Origin of the sequence: Rhodococcus sp. BP-261 (assembly GCF_019835205.1) — a bacterium.
Classification (GTDB): Bacteria; Actinomycetota; Actinomycetes; order Mycobacteriales; family Mycobacteriaceae; genus Rhodococcoides; species Rhodococcoides kyotonensis_B.
The window spans coordinates 361,074-377,364 of the sequence record NZ_JABUCO010000003.1 but is presented as its reverse complement, the minus strand read 5'-3'; the positions used below and the strand labels follow the sequence as shown (position 1 = coordinate 377,364).

Below are 16,291 nucleotides of genomic sequence, written 5' to 3'. Positions count from 1 at the left end.
TTACGTCTGCGTCGAGTATTCGACGTTGACGAAAACATGTCAAGTAGTAAACGTGAGCGGGATCACCACCTGTGATCTTGCCTGATGGCCCGCCGGGTCGGGATGGCGCAGCTGGGGCGGGCTTGACGGATCGTCGCGGACGTCGAATACTCGTCATTGGCGTAAATTTCTTCGATTCGAAGGGCACACCATGAGTTTTCACCGCATCGGACTCGTCGTACCGAGTTCCAATGTGACCGTCGAGACCGAGATGCCGGAGCTGTTGGCGCGGCACTCGGATGCGCGCTTTTCGTTCCATTCCAGCCGTATGCGCATGCAGGCCGTGTCACCGGAACAGCTGCGCGCGATGAATGCCCAACGTGAGCGGTGCATTCTCGAACTGGGTGATGCCGACGTCGACGCGATCCTGTACGCATGCCTGGTCGCGCTGATGGCTGCCGGCCCCGGCGAACACCAGCGTGTCGAAGGGCTCGTCGCCGAACAACTGGCGGCGGGAGGGTCCGACGCGGCCGTCAGGTCCAGTGCCGGCGCGTTGGTGGAAGCATTGAACGCGCTGAAGGCCACCTCCATCGCACTCGTCACGCCGTACATGAAGCCGCTGGCCGAGAAGGTCGTCGAATACCTCGAAGCCGAAGGCTTTCACATCGTCGACTGGCGCGCACTCGAGGTGTCCGACAATGCAGAGGTCGGTTGCATCCCCGGAGCACGGGTGATGGATGCCGCGCGGTCGCTCGAGTTGACGGGTGTCGACGCTCTCGTCATTTCCGCCTGCGTGCAGATGCCGTCGCTGCCGCTCGTGCAGGCAGCCGAAGACGAGTTCGGAATTCCGGTTCTGTCGGCAGCGACCGCAGGCGCATACAGCCTGCTTCGTGCACTCGACCTACCCGTCGATCTGCCCGACGCGGGGTCCCTGCTTCGAGCAGACGCGGCAGTAACCCTCTAGAACTCTCCAGAAAGGAGATCAGATGTCCCTCCCACACAAGGTCAAAGGCGTCGACCACGTCGCCTACCCGACGTTCGACCCGGCCGCGACGGTCGAGTTCTACCGCGACGTCCTGGGGTTCCCCGTCGTGCACTCCATCTGCGCAGCAGGCTGGGGCCCGGAGAAGCACCCGGATTTCATTCATTTCTTCTTCGACATCGGAAACGACGATCGACTCGCCTTCTTCTACTACTTCGGACTCGAACCGTTCGACGGTGGGCCACAGGGTGATTCGTACTCGCGGTTCGCCGAGGACGTGCCGATCTTCTTCATCCGATCACGGCACCTCGCGATCCACGTGGACAGCGAGGACGATCTGCTCGAGTATCGGCGCCGTCTCGACGGCAGTGAATGGCCTGTCGAGATGCAGATCCAGCACGAGACGATCGAGTCGATCTACACGCACGATCCCAATGGATACATGATCGAGATCACGAGGGCCATGCGTCCGGTCACCCCGCAGGAAGATCTCGACGCGAACTTGACTATCGATGCTCTCATCGATGTCGTGCGCGGTCCCGACCCCAGCATGGCGAACCTGTTGACGCGCAAAGCTGAATTGATCGTCGAACGCGCAGCCGATTGGGTTCCCGAAGAGGTCGGTACTCGATGACTACTTTGTTCGTTCTGGATGTTCCCGAGAACACCGCGATCGCCGCTGTCGCAGGCCAGGATTCGGCGGTGGAGATCGATCGCATGGGACCGTACTTTCGTATTCGATCCGCTGGCGAGATCGTGATCGATCGCCGAGCGACCGGCTGCAGACACGCAGTCTGGTACTCCAGTGTCGCCGGATTGCATCGGTCCCGAATTCTGCAGTGGGACAAGGACGCGATGCGGGTCGACTCGCTATGACCTCGACCAGTTCGAGGCTGGGCGCAGGCCGCTACATCGATGCCGCGGAGGCGCCGCCCTCCACCATGACGTCGGTACACGAGTTGCGGACGGCCGACGATGCCCGAGTGAGCGGCGTCCTACGAACCGTCCCGGGCGCTCGCACCGTCGTCACGTTGATGCATCCACGGCAGGACCTGACACACCACGTTCTGGTTCCCGAGCTGCTCGCTCGCGGGTACGCGGTGTGGACCCAGGGCACCCGATCGGTCAACAACGATCTGTCCCTGGTGCACGAGCAGGCGCTTCTCGACGTCGCCGCGGGGCAAGTCTTCGTGCAGGAGAAATTCGATCACGTTGTCACGTTGGGTCATTCGGGGGGCGGTACGCTCTTCGCGTTCTACCACGAGCAGGCAGGCCTCTCGCCCTCGCAGCGATTGACGACAACCCCGGCGGGACGGCCGATCGACCTTGCATCGGCCGACATGCCGATCCCCGACGGCGCGCTGTTCATGGCACCGCATCCCGGCCAGGGCGCTCTGCTGCTGCGGTTGATCGACCCGTCGGTCGTCGACGAGTCGGATCCGATGTCGGTGGATTCTGCTCTCGATCCGTTCGATCCGGCGAACGGATTCGCCGAGGCGCCCGAGAGTTCCTCGTACTCGCCGAAATTCCTCGAACGGTATCGCGCAGCACAGCGACAGCGAATCGAGCGTCTCGACGAGATCGCGCGTGACCGCGTCGCCGAGGCGACGGACGCTCGTCGACGGTTCGAGACCAGCGGCAACCCCGTCGACCGCCGAACTGCCCTCGCCCCCAGAATCCTCACCGTTCACCGGACGGACGCCGATCCGAGGTTCATGGATCTGTCGTTGAGTCCGAACGACCGGCCGTACGGGTCGTTGTTCGGCCGTCGGCCCGACCTGACGAACTACGGGCTCGTCGGGTTCGGGCGTCTGTCCACTCCGGACGCCTGGCTGTCCACATGGTCGGGACTGTCCACCAACGCGGATTTCGTTCGATGCGCTCCAGGCGTGGTGGTGCCGTCGTTGTTCGTCGAATTGACCGGCGATCAGGCGTGTTTCCCGGAGGACGCCGAAGTCATGTTCGATGCATTGGGCTCGGTCGACAAGACCACCGTCGGGGTCGCAGGAACCCATTTCGGAGGACCGATCGCCCCCGGCGCACCTCCGGGTGCTTCGCTGGCTGCCGCCGACATCGGCGCGTGGCTTGCCGAGCACTTCGACCGGTAGACAACAGAAGCCGGTCTGAGACGACTCATCCGGGCGCGGCTGAAATGCTGCGCCCGGATGCCGTTGTCAGAGAGCAGCTTTGGCATTGTTCAGCGTATCGACGGCGATCTGGAGACCTTCGAGAGGACCGTAGGCGGTGTCCTCGTGTTCGATGTTGACGGCCATGTTGGGGTCGATCTTCTGAAGCGCTGCGAGGAAGCGGGTCCAGAACTCGACGTCGTGGCCCTCACCGACGGCGACGAAGTCCCAGGCGGAGTCCTCGGGCCACTTGTTGACCACGTGCCTGCCGCCGAGACCGGTGGGGTTCTGATCGGCAGGGATGCGCGTGAAGCGGTCGTCGAGGACGCCGTAAATTTCGCAGTTCGGGTTGATACGGGTGTCCTTGGCGGCAGCGTGGAAGACCAGCGGTCCGAGCCATTCGATGGCCTTGACCGGGTCGATGCCCTGCCAGAACAGGTGCGACGGATCCATTTCGGCGCCGACGTTCGTCAGCCCGCCCTTCTCCACCAGACGCTTCATCGTCGGCGGGTTGAACACGAGGTTCTGCGGGTGCATCTCGATGGCGACCTTGACGCCGTTCTCGCGGGCGAGGGAGTCGATCTCTTTCCAGAACGGGACGGCGACCTGGTCCCACTGGTAGTCCTGGGAGTCGAGGTAGCCCGAATCCCACGTGTTGACGTGCCATGCCGGCCACGTGCCGCCCTCGTGTGCTGCCGGTAGTCCGGACATGGTGACGACGCGGTCGACGCCGAGCAGTCCGGCGACCTCGATGGACTTGCGCAGGTCCTCGGCGTCCTCGGGGCCGACCTCGGGATCGGGATGCAGGGGATTGCCGTTGCAGTTCAGGCCGGCGATGGAGACGCCGGTGCCCTCGAAGTTCTTCAAGTATTCCTCGGGGCTGATCTTTCCGGCGAGGAGGTCGTCGACGGGAAGGTGGTTCGGGGGCAGGAAGCCACCGGAGTTGATCTCGATGCCTTCGAGACCGAGGGACGCGACCGTCGCGATGGCGTCGGGCAGGGTCTTGTCGTGCAGGATTGCGTTGTAGACGCCGAGCTTCATGTTGTCAGTCCTTGTAAGAGTCTGCGGTGGTGGTCTTTTCGGGGGCTGTTGGGGACGGAGCCCCCCGACTGTCAGATCTTGACGGCGATGCCGTTGCCTGCGGCCGACTCGGTGATGGCGGCGACGATCTGCATGCCGCGCAGGCCGTGCGCGAAGTCGGGGAGCTCGGGCAAACCTTGGATTCCAGCAACCTGATCCAGAAACGCACGTGCCTGATAGGCGAAGAACTCGGCCTTGCCGTGTCCGACGCCGCCGGCATCCATGGGCAGGCCGCCGCGAATGTAGGGGTGCTGGGGTCCGATGATGACCTGACGACGGCCGTTGACCGTGTCGTCGATGTCGGTGGTGGAGATGTGGAACTCCGAGGCGCGCTCGAGTGCCCAGGACGCGGAGCCCTTCGTGCCGAACACGTCGAACGAGAGCCCGTCCGGGTTGCAGTGCGAGACACGGGAAGCGGAGAACGTTCCGACGAACCCACCCTCGAACTGCACGGTGAAGGTGGCGACGTCCTCGTTCTCGACGGCAGCCATCTCGCCCGTCGTGTCGGCCTTGGTGTGGCCGTAGGTGACACCGACGGGGACGGGGCGTTCGGTGATGACAGTGGAGAACTGCGCGCCACGGACCGAGGTGATGGGTCCGGCGACGTATTCGGCGAGGTCGATCAGGTGGCTACCGACGTCGGCGAGGGCGCCGGTGCCGAGGCCGCCCTTGTAGCGCCAGGTAATCGGTCCGGTGGGATCGAGGGAGTAGTCGGCGCGGTAACGGCCGTCGAAGTGGACGATGTCGCCGAGGCGGCCGGCTTCGAGTTCGTCGGCGATGGCCTGGACCGCGGGGGAGCGGCGGTAGGTGTAGCCGACGGAGGCGATGCCGGTCGCGGACGCTGCTGCGGAGACCATGGACTGAGCGTCGGCGATGGAACCGGCGAGGGGCTTTTCGCACAGCACGTTCTTGCCCGCGGCGAGGAGTCCTTCGACGATCTCGCGGTGCAGGTGGTTGGCGACGACGACGCTGACGACCTGGATGTCGTCGGCAGCGGCGATGGCCTGCCAGCTGTACTCCGCACGTTCGTAGCCGTAGCGCTTGGCGGTGTCGTCGGCGATGGCCTCGTTCGTGTCGGCGATCGCGACGAGCCGTACGTCGGGACGGTCGGTACCGAACAGGGTCGATGCCATGCGGTATCCGGCTGCGTGGGCGCGGCCGGCCATTCCGCCGCCGATGACGGCAACGCCGATGGAGTCCTGTCTCATGAGCGTGATGCTTTCTGTCGTGGGGAGTTGCACATTTAGTTCGATCTATTTGACCGGTCTAATATGGCTACTATGAGACACCGGTCACGGCCATGTCAAGGCGGCGTAGGCGATGATCGGAACCGTCGAAGCGAGGAGGGCGCATGGGTAACGGGCGTTCGGTGACGATGCAGGACATTGCGGATCGGGTGGGTGTCTCGAAGGCGCTCGTCTCGATGATCTTCCGAGGGGTACCGGGCCCGAGCGCCGAGACCAAGGAGCGGGTCTTCGAGGTCGCCGCCGAGCTCGACTATCGCCCGAATCGCACCGCGGCTTTGCTGTCCCTGCGACGCACGCATCTGATCGGCGTCATGACGAACATCCGCAACCCCTTCCATGCCGAGATGGTCGAGCACATGGTGGCTGCGGCAGACGCGGTCGGGTACGAGATAGTTCTCGGCGCCGTCACGTCGACGCACCCCGAGTCCAAGGTGATCGAGACGCTTCTGGATTTTCGATGCGAGGCTGTCGTTCTTCTCGGACCCGAAGCCCCCGCGGAGTCGCTGATGCTGTGGGCCGAGCGTGTGCCCGTCGTATCCGTCGGACGTCGCGTCACCGGGGCCGGTGTCGATGTCGTGCGCGCCGGGGATTCGCCCGGCATGAGTGACGTCGTCGATCATCTCGTCGACTTCGGGCATCGCCGAATTGCACATTTGACCGGCGGCTCCGGATCGATCGCGATCGATCGATCGGCTGGGTATCGTCGCGCGATGCGCAGGCACGGCCTTGCCGAGTACGAGTGCGTAGTGGACGGTGACTTCACCGAGAACTGCGCGCCGCGCGCCGTCCACGAGTTGTTCGGTTCCTCGGGGCCGCGGCCCACCGCAATCGTGGCAGCCAACGATCTCAGCGCCGCCGGTCTTCTGGATGCGTTGCGGCGCAATGGGTTCGCGGTACCCGGCGACGTGTCGGTCACCGGGTACGACGACAGTACCCTCGCCCGAATGGCGCACATCGATCTCACGACCGTCAGCCAGCGGCCGGAGGAGCAGGCAGTCAGGGCTGTGCGCGCTGCGGTCGAGCGGCTCGACGACGGCCGCGACGAGGCGGCGTCGACGGTCCTCAGACCCCGTCTCGTGGTGCGGGCAACTACTGGTCCGGTGCCTGCGGCAACCGACCGAGTCGTCTGACCACCCCAGGGCCCGCGACCGTTACGCTGTCTTGCGCTGCGCCCTCAGGTAATCCGCCCGCTCCGTCTGCGACATTCCGCCCCAGACACCGTACGGCTCACGGGTCTTGAGCGCATACGAACGACACTGCTCGAGCACTGGGCACCCCGTGCAGATCGCCTTGGCTTCCTGTTCTCGGCGCACCCGCGCGTGCCCGCGCTCGTCGTACGGGTGAAAGAACTGGGAAGAGCTGTGGCCGCGGCATTTTCCGTGGAGCTGCCAGTCCCACTCTTCTGTCACGGCAGGAGGCAGCCACACGGTTTTCGTCGGAACGTCGCGGACTCTCGGTGATGTCATTGCTCCTCCTTCAGGTCCTCGGGTACCACCCTAGAGCGACTTCGGATGTTAAACAACCCCACTTAGGTATTTAAAAGTCGTAAGTATGTTGCTGTTGTCATGTCCAGTTGGTTCAATGGCCTCATGCGAACACCGCGACCCAGCGCGCCTTCTGCCACCGCGGGTGCCGTATTCGCGCTTGTTCGTGACGGAGTTGCGACGACCCGCGCCGATCTGGCCAAACACACGGGCTTGTCACGTTCGGCCATCGTGTCGCGTGTCAATGCGCTGAGTGCGCTCGGACTCGTCGTCGAGACCGAGGACGATCGGTCGACCGGCGGTCGACCGCCTGCGCGACTGTCGTTCGATGTCGACGCAGGCATCGTGCTCGCTGCCGCGATCGGACGCAGTCGCTCGCAGTTGGCAGTGTTCACCGTCGGGGGTGACTTCCTGGCGGGGGATACCGTCGACCAGGAGATCGGCGTCGGACCAGATGAGCTGATGCCGCAGATCACCACACGGTTCGACGCGCTGATCGACGACGCAGGACGCGCCGGCCACCGAATTTTCGGGGTCGGACTGGCCATACCCGGTACCGCGGACACGGTGCGTGGGTGCAGTCTCGATTCGCCGATCATGCACGGATGGGACGGCGTTCCACTGGCGCCCTACTTCGGCCAATTGACCTCCGCGCCAGTCTTTCTCGACAATGACGCGAACGCGATGATCCTGGGCGAACGACGCGACACCCGAGAACACTTCGAGAACGTTCTGTTGGTGAAGGCGTCGACCGGTCTCGGTGCCGGGATCATTGCGGGCGGAGTGCTGCAACGCGGATCCTTGGGTGCTGCAGGCGAGTTCGGGCATACCAAGACGGCCGCGGCTGCAGGCGTGGCATGTCGCTGCGGGGACTCCGGTTGTCTCGAGGCAATAGCGGGCGGGTGGGCTCTGGTTCACGCGCTCCAGGACCAAGGGCGTTCGGTCGGACATATCCGAGACGTCGTCGATCTCGCGGTCGGCGGAGATGCCGAAGCGCGACGGCTCATCCGCGACAGCGGACGCCACATCGGCGAGACACTCGCCGGCGCAGTGAATTTGCTCAACCCGGAAATTCTGGTCCTGGGCGGAGACATGGCCAAGTCGTACGACATCTTCGTCGCAGGACTGCGGGAAACGGTCTATGGACGTGCGACGGCTCTGGCCACCCGCAACCTGACCATCAGAGCCACCATGCACAGTGGCCAGTCCGGTGTGATCGGCTGCGCCGCCTTGGTTTCCGATCGCGTGTTGAGTTCGGACGCCATCGATGCCTCGCTGCGTGCGAGTTCGGCCTCGGCCTGACCGGGCGAGCGGCGGGCGCGGTGTCAATCGTCCGATGTCGCAGGCAGTCCGAGCGCCAACAGAGCCACGTCGTCCTGCAGACCGCTGCCGAAACTGTCGAGGAGTTCGGCCAGACGGCCGATGATCGACTGTGCGCTGGTCGGCGCGGCTGCCGTCGCGAAGGACTGCAGTGCACCGTCGTCGTCGTACCGAGCCCGACCAGGCCCTACAACAGCTTCGGTGAGACCGTCGGTGTAGAAGGCCAAGACGTCCCCAGGCCGCAGATCCACGGTCGCCGCGACGAAGTGGGCGGACGCGAACGCCCCGACGAGCTGGCCGCCGCGGGTGTGCACATACTCGGCTGTGCCGTCTGCTTGTAGCCGTAGCGCCGGGGGATGTCCTCCGCTGGCCAGATGGACCACGACACCGTCGTCGCCGAGTGTGATCGTTCCGTACACGACTGTGCAGAATCGGGGATCGTCACCCCGAAACTCCTGATGCAAAACGGAATTGAGATTGTGCAGGACGGCGATCGGGTCGCGATCGAATACCGCTGCTGCGCGCAGCGTGTACCTGGTGAGCGATGTGACGGCAGCCGCCCCTGCGCCCTTGCCGCTGACGTTTCCGAGGAAGAACGCCCAGGTGGCCTCGTCCAACGGGAACACGTCGTAGAAGTCGCCGCCCACCTCGTCCAGCGACGCGGGGTGATAGAAGCCTGCCACTTCCATGCCGGGTGGTGCTGCCAACACGGGAGGCAACAACGTCCGCTGCAAGGTCGTAGCGAGAACCTGGACTTGCGTTCGCTCCGCCTCGGCGACTCTCCTGGCGTCCTCGGACTCGTCGAGCGCGATCCGAGTTCGCCCCAGAGCTGCTTCGGCGTCGATCTGCGCCGCGTGCGCTGTGTCGCGGTCGGAGATCAAGGCATTTTCTCGCACTACGTGATCGCCCGTGGAGTGAACCGAGATGACCACCGCGGCGTCGCCACTCGCTGATACGCGGTGATTGGCCACGAGTGACACTGGATTACCGCGCGTCGAGTCCGGTGCGGCCAAATCGGCTGCGGCCCCGATCGACGTACCGTCGGAGTGCGACGCGACAGCCAGGAGAATCGACAGTGTCTCGACACTGTCGTCGGTGAACAGCCGCGTGAGAGGCGATCCGATCACATCGCTGCGATCGCGTCGCACGAGGCGGAGCAACGTCGTGTTGATGTAACGAACGGCCTCGGAGTCCGCGTCGACGACGACGATCCCGCAGGGAGCATCGTCGATGAACTCCGAGATCCCTTCGGCCGAAAGGCTTTCGGGACTGCCGGGTGCGGTCATGACGACGCGGGTTCCGACAGACTCCAGACGATGGTCACCACCGTGCCGTCGTCGGTGTTGTCGACATCGAGGTTGTCGCTGACCGCTTCGATGAGTGCGAGACCGTGGCTGCGATCGGGTGTCGGAGTGGGCGGCTGCCAGGTCCCTGTGTCGGAGACGGTCACGCTGAGCGCGTGCGATTCGTGGATGGCCGTCAGCGTCATCTCTCCTTTGTTCTCGGAGCGGGCGTAGGCATGTTCGACGACATTCGCCAACGCCTCGTACGACGCCAGTTCGATGGCGTCGACGACGCTGTCAGCGACCTTCAGCCCTGTTGCCCACTTGCGTACACGGCGTCGCAACGTGGTGGCGGCGTCCGGCGCGGCGGGGCTGGTGTGTGTCCACCGGTCGGGGTCCAAACCGGGCTCGCCCGTCGAGGTCTCGGTCACGATCGAGCCGCCTGAGCTCGATCCCGGATGTAAGCGACCGCGGCAGGGATGCTCGCGAACGTCGACATGACTCGATCGATACCACTCAGCTGAATCGGCAGCACAACTTGATTGTTCACTGCGACGAGCGCCATCGTCGCAGCGGCCGGCAGATGCTCGTGGGTACGGACCAGTTCGGTGATCGCGCTCGACGCCAGGAACCGCACGTCGGACAAATCGACGACCAAGCCGGCCTCTGCAGATTCGGCTACCGGCCGTGCAGTGTCTGCCAGGTTGCGCACAGTCGACACGTCGAGTTCGCCGCTGACTGTCAAGATGGTCACCTGCCCATCGCGGGTCACCTGTGCATGAAAATGCCTGCCCGGAGGCTCGGTCGTCATGGATCGTTCGCCTTTCGGTCAGAGGTCGACGGTGTCATTGCTTCCCACATCCGGTTTTTCGCCGGTGATGCGGGATTTCGCGTAGGCGATGAGTGTGGAGACTTTCGAACCCGGCGCCGACCAATATTCTGCACCCTCCGCGCGAACCTTGATCAGCACGACCTCGGTGGACTCGGGCCCGTTGTCGAACCAGGCGGCCGCAGCTCGGTTCCACAGATCCTTCTTCTTCGCGACATCGTCGACGACGATCTCCGCGCTGCCGGACAAAGACACCCAGGCAGTGCCGGATTGGAATGCGACGTTCACCGAATCGTCGGCACGAATGTCCTCGACCTTGCGTGAACCGTTGCGGGCGAAGAACCACAAGTCGCCGTCGAACTCCGTCTCCTGCAACGCCATCGGTCGAGACAGCAAATGCCCGTCGCGGCCGACGGTCGTGAACATGCACAGCTTGGAATCGCTCATCAGCTCGGCAACCTTCGTGATTCCGGCTGTGTGGTCGTCGGTGGAAGTCATGCCGCCACAGTTACCCGTCTCGAGCTTGAAGGAAACACCACCTCGACACCGTCGGGCTCGATTCGTTCGTCTGTGCAGCGGTTCGCTCAGGCGCAGATTCACACGGCAACAGCCGATTCCGACTGAATTGATTCAGGATTTCCGGTCGGTCGAACTGCGTGCGGACAGCTTGGACGCCCGAGTATGTTCCGCTCGTACGTTTCGAGGATGCGACGGCGAGGCGAAATCCGGGGAACCTAGGATGTCCTCGTGTCCTCAGTAGAACTCGCCCGTTGGAATGCCCAGGAAGCGATCGCAGAGTCGATGATCCCGATCATCGGTACATTGCATCGCGCGAAGAATGTGACGATCCTTCTGCACAGCAGGTCGCTGGTGAACAAGTCGGTGATCAGCATTCTTCGAACACACCGCTTCGCTCGGCAGATCAGCGGCGAGGAGTTGTCGGTCGACGAGACGTTCCCGTTCCTGCAGGCACTGGCCGACTTGGATCTGAGGCCGTCGAAGATCGATCTCGCTCTGTTGGTGATGGCGTACCACGCCGACGATCGTGGACTGTCGGTCCCCGCGTTCACAGCAGAACAACTGGCTGAGGTCACCGGCGCTGACCCCGACGAGCCGCACGCCGGGCCGCGTGACGTGGTGCTCTACGGATTCGGCCGGATCGGTCGCCTCGTCGCTCGGTTGCTGATCGAGAAGTCGGGATCGGGCGGAGGGCTGAATCTGCGAGCCGTCGTCGTGCGCAAGGGCGGGGAAGGCGACCTGGCCAAGCGCGCGTCGCTCCTTCGACGCGACTCGGTTCACGGCAAGTTCAACGGCACGATCAAGATCGACGTGGAGAACAACGCGCTGATCGCCAACGGCAACGTCATCAAGTTCATCTACAGCAACGACCCGTCGGGTGTGGACTACACCGAACACGGCATCGACGACGCGATTCTGATCGACAACACCGGTAAGTGGCGCGACCGCGACGGGCTGTCCGCGCACTTGCGTCCCGGTATCGCCAAAGTTCTGCTCACTGCCCCCGGCAAGGGTGACGTCCCGAACATCGTGCACGGGGTCAACCACTTGACTCAGAACCCCGACGAACAGATCTTCTCGTGCGCGTCGTGCACCACGAACGCGATCGTCCCGCCGCTGAAAGCGCTCGACGACGCATTCGGCATCGTGCGCGGACACGTCGAGACCGTCCACTCCTTCACGAACGACCAGAACCTGCTGGACAACTTCCACAACGCGGACCGTCGTGGACGTTCCGCGCCGTTCAACCTCGTACTGACCGAGACCGGTGCAGCGTCGGCCGTCGCGAAGGCGCTGCCCGAGCTGAAGGCCAAGATCACCGGAAATTCGATCCGCGTTCCCACACCGGACGTCTCCGTCGCAATCCTCAATCTCCAGTTGAAGCGTGAGAGCACCAAGGGCGAGGTGCTCGATTCGCTCCGGCTCGCATCGCTGACGGGCCCGTTGAGCCGCAACCTCGACTACACGGCGGCAACCGACGCGGTCTCGAGCGACTTCATCGGCTCGAGGGCCGCGTGCATCGTCGATGCGAACGCTGCGATCGTCGACGGCGACACCGCCATCGTCTACGTCTGGTACGACAACGAATTCGGCTACTCCAGCCAGGTCGTGCGTACGGTGCAGTACCTGTCGGGCATCGAGTACCCGATCTATCCGGCAGTCGCGTCGAACAACTGACGGTGCCCGACGCTCCCCGCACGCCCGAGCCGGGTGTGCGGGGAGTTCGTCGTTACGAAGCAGATCGACTAGGCCCGTCTGGACAGTGGCGACGACCGAACGTGAGGATGCCTTCATCCGTCCATCCGACTACGCGCGATTTCACGGTGTCCGATGAGTTCCGCGGTCGCGCCAAGTCGGATCCGTCGACAAGTTCGATGCAACCCATCAACGACGGGACCCAATCATGGCGATTTCGGCTTCGACCACTCGTTCACTGTCGCTTTCTCGGTGGCAGGCAGTTCTTTTCTCGGTGCTTGCCGCGCTCGCGACCAACCTCGTGCTGTGGCTGATCGGACTCGCTGCAGGCGGATCGTTCGAACTGACAGACGCCGGCGAGACCATGGCCGTCGCGCCCGGAGGTGTAGTGATGTTGACGGTCGTGCCGATGGTCGTCGGCATGGGGTTGGCTGCGCTCGTGTCGCTGCGATGGGTCGGTGTCGTGCGGGTGGCTCAGGTCGTCGGCGTGATCGCGCCACTGGCCACGATTGCAATGACCATCTCGGCCGACTTCGACGCAGCCTCCACGGTCATGCTGTCGCTCATGCACGTCGTCATCGCCGCCGTCGTGTTCTTCGGATTGGAAGCGATGCGTCGACGCCTTGTGGATCCGCGGCGTTGATCGCACGATCGCGAAGAGCACCCTGCCCGAACCCGCCCGTACCGAGCGCTTTTCAGCCATACTGCTTCGGTGAACAAGACCGGGGGGTCCCGCTTTTCGATAGGTCTCGTACTGCTCGCCGTCGTCGCCTTGCTTGTTTCGGGGCAGGGGATCGGTGGCGCCGAACCGTCCGCCTGGAGATACACGATGGTGGCGTTCAGCAACACGAACGACCGTGACATGGACGTGTACGAGTCCGGAGACGGCACGCAGTTCGCGCCCGTGCAGCTCGGTGCGTTCCGGCCGCAGGCGGGGCTGGTGCGTGACCCGAGTATCTTCCGGCACACCGACGGGTCGTACTACCTGACGTACACGACCGGCAGCGGGGCAACCATCGGTTTCGCGCGCAGCGTCGATCGCGTCAGCTGGACGCCGATGGGGAACTACCCGGTTCCGTTCTGCTGTGCATTCTTGCCGGGGACAGGGGATGGGACGGGTTCCGCGAGTCTGCCTGGGTTCACGGGATCTGCAGGGTCGTCGGACGGCCCGTCGTTGTCGCCGTTCACCACCAAGGCGTGGGCGCCGGAGTGGTTCGTCGACGGCAGCAGCGTGAATGTCATCGTCTCGTTGTCGACGGGTGGCGGGTTCGTGCCCTACCTGATGACGGCGTTGAATCCGTCGCTCACCGCGTGGAGTTTCCCGGTACCGCTGGCAGGGATCGGGGCGGACCACATCGACACGACGGTCGTCGAGGTCGGGAACACTTATCACGCGTTCACCAAGAACGAAACGACGAAGGTCGTCGAACATGCGGTCTCGCCGTCCCTGGCCGGGCCCTACACGTTCGTGCCGCCCGGAAACTGGGGGTCGTTCGTCGAAGGGCCTGCGGTGGTTCAGCTGCCCAACGGGGCTTGGCGGATCTATCTCGACAAGTACACCGAGAACAGGTACCTCTACTCGGACAGCTCGGACGGGATGCGGACCTGGTCGCCGGTGAACGAGCTTCCGGGGTTGTCCGGAACGGTCAGGCACGTGGGCGTGCTGAGAGAACCCGCCTGACAGAAGCCTTGCGATTCGAACATCTGTTCTATAGTCTTGGTTCATGGGCGGGGACGCAGACACGATCGAGATGAATGCCGGTGTTGTGACCGGCGATTTGTCGGACGAGACGTGGCGCAGATCCGAGCGGGAGCTTCTTCAGGATGCCGTCGCGTTGTCGCAGAAGATTCAGGATTTGGAGATCGAACGGATCCGGCTGGTGCGTGCGATCGACGATCGTGTTCCCGCCGAGGTCCTCGGGTTCAAGACTGTGCGGCCGTGGCTGGTGGCGTCGACGTTGCTCGACAACACCGCAGCAGGCCGGATCCTCGCCCTGGCCCGCGGACTGAAACACCACAAGCCCGTCGCCGACGCGTTCTACACCGGATCGATGCCCATCGATCTGGCAGTGATGCTGCTGAACTTCTGCGAGAAGCCGCCGGCGAACATGCCCGAGGAAGCGATGGAACCCGCCTTGGCGGCCCTGGTCGCCGCCGCGACCGGTCCCCGCGCCAGCCGCGACGTCGTCCGGGACGGCATCAAGACTCTCGAGCACATCTTCGACTCGGACGACCCGCCGCCGTCGGAAGACCTCGACCGCAACACCCTGCACGCCTCGACCACCTTGAACGGCCGCGTCGCGGTCAAAGCCGACCTCGACGCAGCCACCGGAGAACAATTCCTCACCGCACTGTCAGCCTTGTCGAAACCCGTTCCCGCGCACGACGGCACCCCCGACCCGCGTACCCCGGCCAAACGCCGCGCCGACGGATTCACCGAACTCGTCGAACGCTACCTCGCCTCGGGCACAGGACCGACCGAGGGCGGGGAGAAGCCGCACATCAACCTGCACATCCGCGCCGATCACCTCGCCGACATCCACCGCACCCGCAACCACGTCGACCACGAACCACACGAACGCTACGACGACGAACCCGCAGAACACCCACATCACTGGAACGCCGCGCGGGACAACGAACTCCACCGACTGCTCGCCGACGATGCAATCGCCCGGGTGACCGGACGCGATACCCCCGCTGATTGGGATATCACCGGGGGCTGGGACCCGGCCGCATCCGCAGACTTGCGGGTGAAGCTGCTGTCCTACAGCGATACCTGGAACGAAGCCGACCACTGGACCGCCTGGGCCCAGCAATTCAATCAAACACAGCAGTTCGATGAGGCCGGCGATGCTGGGCCCAGGAACGAACGTGTTCGCGATACCTCGTTCTACCGTGACCTGATCGACGACGCCGGTGTCGGCTGGGTGCCGTGGACCGGGCCGGTCACCGTCACGACCGCACGCCGATTGTCCTGTGACTGCATCCTCCATCCGATCTTTCTCGACCAGAATCATGTGCCGATCGACCATGGGCATTCCGAACGGCTCGCCTCACGCAAACAGCGTCGAGCACTCGTCGCACGCGATCACGGATGCGCCTTCCCCGGCTGCACGCAACCCCCGGCGTGGACGCAAGCGCATCACATTCAGCATTGGATCGATGGCGGACCGACGGTCCTGGACAACCTGGTCCTGCTGTGCGGATACCACCACCGGATACTGCACCACTCCGATTGGGAAGTGGTGATGGAACCGACCGGCACCCCGAATTCATCCCACCCGCCAGCGTCGACCCGTTCCGACGACCCGTGCCCTCGAACCGAAGCCCCCTAAGCAGACCAGGTGTCCGGAGCAGAACGGGTGCCCGGAGCAGAACGACCCGACATAAACCGGTCGCCGCACACCACTGCACACCAGCCCTGCATCGGACAAACAACCCGGTGCAGGGCCAGACGTGGTCGCGGTAGTCCGTCGAGGCGGGGGCGCCGTGTCTGCTGTACGGGTGCCTAGAGCGCGACATCGACGCGCACGCGAAACCCTTCAGGGTTCGGTCTCGGCCTGCTACCGTCGAAGTATTTCGTATTGCTAAGCACGCCAAGCGATTCCATGACCTACGTATCTCGGGATAATTCGCGCGAAAAAAGCTATCTGTCGGTTAATCGCCGAAGAGCAACCAGTCGGTTCCATACGTGCGCCAAGACAAACTCTGTGTCTATTGTTAACTACTGGGGTTCATGATGCCATT

17 protein-coding genes are annotated in these 16,291 nt (G+C 63.9%); 10 read left to right on the top strand and 7 right to left on the bottom strand.

All coding sequences use genetic code 11. The features are described 5' to 3' along the window. Positions 1-190: 190 nt before the first annotated feature. Genes HQ354_RS05615 through HQ354_RS05600 form a run of 4 tightly spaced genes read left to right on the top strand, consistent with a single transcriptional unit; the run spans position 191 to position 3,069 of the window. A complete protein-coding gene (locus HQ354_RS05615; protein WP_068431788.1) occupies positions 191-943 on the top strand; it encodes a maleate cis-trans isomerase in 753 nt (250 codons plus the stop codon). 22 nt (positions 944-965) lie between these two features. Next, the gene (locus tag HQ354_RS05610; protein ID WP_068431785.1) at positions 966-1,595 is read left to right on the top strand and encodes a VOC family protein; all 630 of its coding nucleotides are present in this window, start codon (positions 966-968) and stop codon (positions 1,593-1,595) included. Continuing rightward, positions 1,592-1,837, top strand: a complete 246-nt coding sequence (locus HQ354_RS05605) for a hypothetical protein (RefSeq protein ID WP_222634306.1) — start codon at positions 1,592-1,594, stop codon at positions 1,835-1,837. The genes HQ354_RS05610 and HQ354_RS05605 overlap by 4 nt, the downstream gene beginning before the upstream one ends. Then, the gene (locus HQ354_RS05600; RefSeq protein ID WP_222634305.1) at positions 1,834-3,069 is read left to right on the top strand and encodes an alpha/beta hydrolase; all 1,236 of its coding nucleotides are present in this window, start codon (positions 1,834-1,836) and stop codon (positions 3,067-3,069) included. Before HQ354_RS05605 ends, HQ354_RS05600 begins: the two co-directional genes overlap by 4 nt. Before the next feature lie 66 nt (positions 3,070-3,135). Here HQ354_RS05600 and HQ354_RS05595 read toward each other — a convergent pair whose 3' ends face one another. Both HQ354_RS05595 and HQ354_RS05590 read right to left on the bottom strand, forming a co-directional pair. Further along, positions 3,136-4,128: a sugar phosphate isomerase/epimerase gene (locus HQ354_RS05595; protein WP_068431777.1), complete on the bottom strand. Its 993-nt coding sequence runs from the start codon at positions 4,126-4,128 to the stop codon at positions 3,136-3,138. Between the two features lie 71 nt (positions 4,129-4,199). After that, a complete protein-coding gene (locus tag HQ354_RS05590; protein ID WP_068432078.1) occupies positions 4,200-5,375 on the bottom strand; it encodes a Gfo/Idh/MocA family protein in 1,176 nt (391 codons plus the stop codon). 143 nt (positions 5,376-5,518) lie between these two features. Here HQ354_RS05590 and HQ354_RS05585 point away from each other — a divergent pair, with 143 nt between their 5' ends. Next, a complete protein-coding gene (locus HQ354_RS05585) occupies positions 5,519-6,544 on the top strand; it encodes a LacI family DNA-binding transcriptional regulator (protein WP_068431774.1) in 1,026 nt (341 codons plus the stop codon). A gap of 21 nt (positions 6,545-6,565) precedes the next feature. On the opposite strand, the gene HQ354_RS05580 is transcribed toward HQ354_RS05585, so the two are convergent. Next, complete coding sequence (locus HQ354_RS05580) at positions 6,566-6,880, bottom strand: WhiB family transcriptional regulator (protein ID WP_084424080.1); 315 nt, start codon at positions 6,878-6,880, stop codon at positions 6,566-6,568. 123 nt (positions 6,881-7,003) lie between these two features. Between HQ354_RS05580 and HQ354_RS05575 the strand changes: the two genes are divergently transcribed. Beyond that, positions 7,004-8,200, top strand: a complete 1,197-nt coding sequence (locus HQ354_RS05575; RefSeq protein WP_068432076.1) for an ROK family transcriptional regulator — start codon at positions 7,004-7,006, stop codon at positions 8,198-8,200. A gap of 23 nt (positions 8,201-8,223) precedes the next feature. Here HQ354_RS05575 and HQ354_RS05570 read toward each other — a convergent pair whose 3' ends face one another. From HQ354_RS05570 to HQ354_RS05555, 4 genes are read right to left on the bottom strand one after another with little or no spacing between them, the layout of a single operon-like run. Continuing rightward, positions 8,224-9,504, bottom strand: coding sequence for a PP2C family protein-serine/threonine phosphatase (locus HQ354_RS05570; RefSeq protein WP_222634304.1), 1,281 nt, complete (start codon positions 9,502-9,504; stop codon positions 8,224-8,226). Further along, on the bottom strand, positions 9,501-9,932 hold the full coding sequence (locus tag HQ354_RS05565; RefSeq protein ID WP_068431768.1) for an ATP-binding protein: 432 nt from the start codon (positions 9,930-9,932) through the stop codon (positions 9,501-9,503). The genes HQ354_RS05570 and HQ354_RS05565 overlap by 4 nt, the downstream gene beginning before the upstream one ends. Then, positions 9,929-10,312, bottom strand: coding sequence for an STAS domain-containing protein (locus tag HQ354_RS05560; RefSeq protein WP_068431765.1), 384 nt, complete (start codon positions 10,310-10,312; stop codon positions 9,929-9,931). The genes HQ354_RS05565 and HQ354_RS05560 overlap by 4 nt, the downstream gene beginning before the upstream one ends. A gap of 18 nt (positions 10,313-10,330) precedes the next feature. Then, positions 10,331-10,828 carry a pyridoxamine 5'-phosphate oxidase family protein gene (locus HQ354_RS05555; RefSeq protein ID WP_068431762.1) on the bottom strand — a complete coding sequence of 166 codons (498 nt, stop codon included), beginning with the start codon at positions 10,826-10,828 and terminating at the stop codon, positions 10,331-10,333. A gap of 249 nt (positions 10,829-11,077) precedes the next feature. On the opposite strand from HQ354_RS05555, the gene HQ354_RS05550 reads away from it, so the two are divergent. From HQ354_RS05550 to HQ354_RS25485, 4 genes are all read left to right on the top strand, one after another. After that, positions 11,078-12,526 (top strand): glyceraldehyde-3-phosphate dehydrogenase, encoded by a 1,449-nt coding sequence (locus HQ354_RS05550; RefSeq protein ID WP_068431760.1) that lies wholly within the window; start codon positions 11,078-11,080, stop codon positions 12,524-12,526. Positions 12,527-12,752: 226 nt separating this feature from the next. Then, positions 12,753-13,187 carry a DUF6069 family protein gene (locus HQ354_RS05545; RefSeq protein WP_068431757.1) on the top strand — a complete coding sequence of 145 codons (435 nt, stop codon included), beginning with the start codon at positions 12,753-12,755 and terminating at the stop codon, positions 13,185-13,187. A gap of 69 nt (positions 13,188-13,256) precedes the next feature. Further along, positions 13,257-14,225: an arabinofuranosidase gene (locus HQ354_RS05540; protein ID WP_068431755.1), complete on the top strand. Its 969-nt coding sequence runs from the start codon at positions 13,257-13,259 to the stop codon at positions 14,223-14,225. 43 nt (positions 14,226-14,268) lie between these two features. Next, positions 14,269-15,879 carry an HNH endonuclease signature motif containing protein gene (locus tag HQ354_RS25485; RefSeq protein WP_068431752.1) on the top strand — a complete coding sequence of 537 codons (1,611 nt, stop codon included), beginning with the start codon at positions 14,269-14,271 and terminating at the stop codon, positions 15,877-15,879. The last annotated feature ends 412 nt before the right edge of the window (positions 15,880-16,291 follow it).

Coding starts and splice junctions, on each gene's coding strand:
- HQ354_RS05610 (WP_068431785.1), top strand. CDS start 966: ATGTCCCTCCCACACAAGGTCAAAGGCGTCGACCACGTCGCCTACCCG.
- HQ354_RS05615 (WP_068431788.1), top strand. CDS start 191: ATGAGTTTTCACCGCATCGGACTCGTCGTACCGAGTTCCAATGTGACC.
- HQ354_RS05560 (WP_068431765.1), bottom strand. CDS start 10,312: ATGACGACCGAGCCTCCGGGCAGGCATTTTCATGCACAGGTGACCCGC.
- HQ354_RS05600 (WP_222634305.1), top strand. CDS start 1,834: ATGACCTCGACCAGTTCGAGGCTGGGCGCAGGCCGCTACATCGATGCC.
- HQ354_RS05595 (WP_068431777.1), bottom strand. CDS start 4,128: ATGAAGCTCGGCGTCTACAACGCAATCCTGCACGACAAGACCCTGCCC.
- HQ354_RS05545 (WP_068431757.1), top strand. CDS start 12,753: ATGGCGATTTCGGCTTCGACCACTCGTTCACTGTCGCTTTCTCGGTGG.
- HQ354_RS05585 (WP_068431774.1), top strand. CDS start 5,519: ATGGGTAACGGGCGTTCGGTGACGATGCAGGACATTGCGGATCGGGTG.
- HQ354_RS05605 (WP_222634306.1), top strand. CDS start 1,592: ATGACTACTTTGTTCGTTCTGGATGTTCCCGAGAACACCGCGATCGCC.
- HQ354_RS05555 (WP_068431762.1), bottom strand. CDS start 10,828: ATGACTTCCACCGACGACCACACAGCCGGAATCACGAAGGTTGCCGAG.
- HQ354_RS05580 (WP_084424080.1), bottom strand. CDS start 6,880: ATGACATCACCGAGAGTCCGCGACGTTCCGACGAAAACCGTGTGGCTG.
- HQ354_RS05575 (WP_068432076.1), top strand. CDS start 7,004: ATGCGAACACCGCGACCCAGCGCGCCTTCTGCCACCGCGGGTGCCGTA.
- HQ354_RS05590 (WP_068432078.1), bottom strand. CDS start 5,375: ATGAGACAGGACTCCATCGGCGTTGCCGTCATCGGCGGCGGAATGGCC.
- HQ354_RS05570 (WP_222634304.1), bottom strand. CDS start 9,504: ATGACCGCACCCGGCAGTCCCGAAAGCCTTTCGGCCGAAGGGATCTCG.
- HQ354_RS25485 (WP_068431752.1), top strand. CDS start 14,269: ATGGGCGGGGACGCAGACACGATCGAGATGAATGCCGGTGTTGTGACC.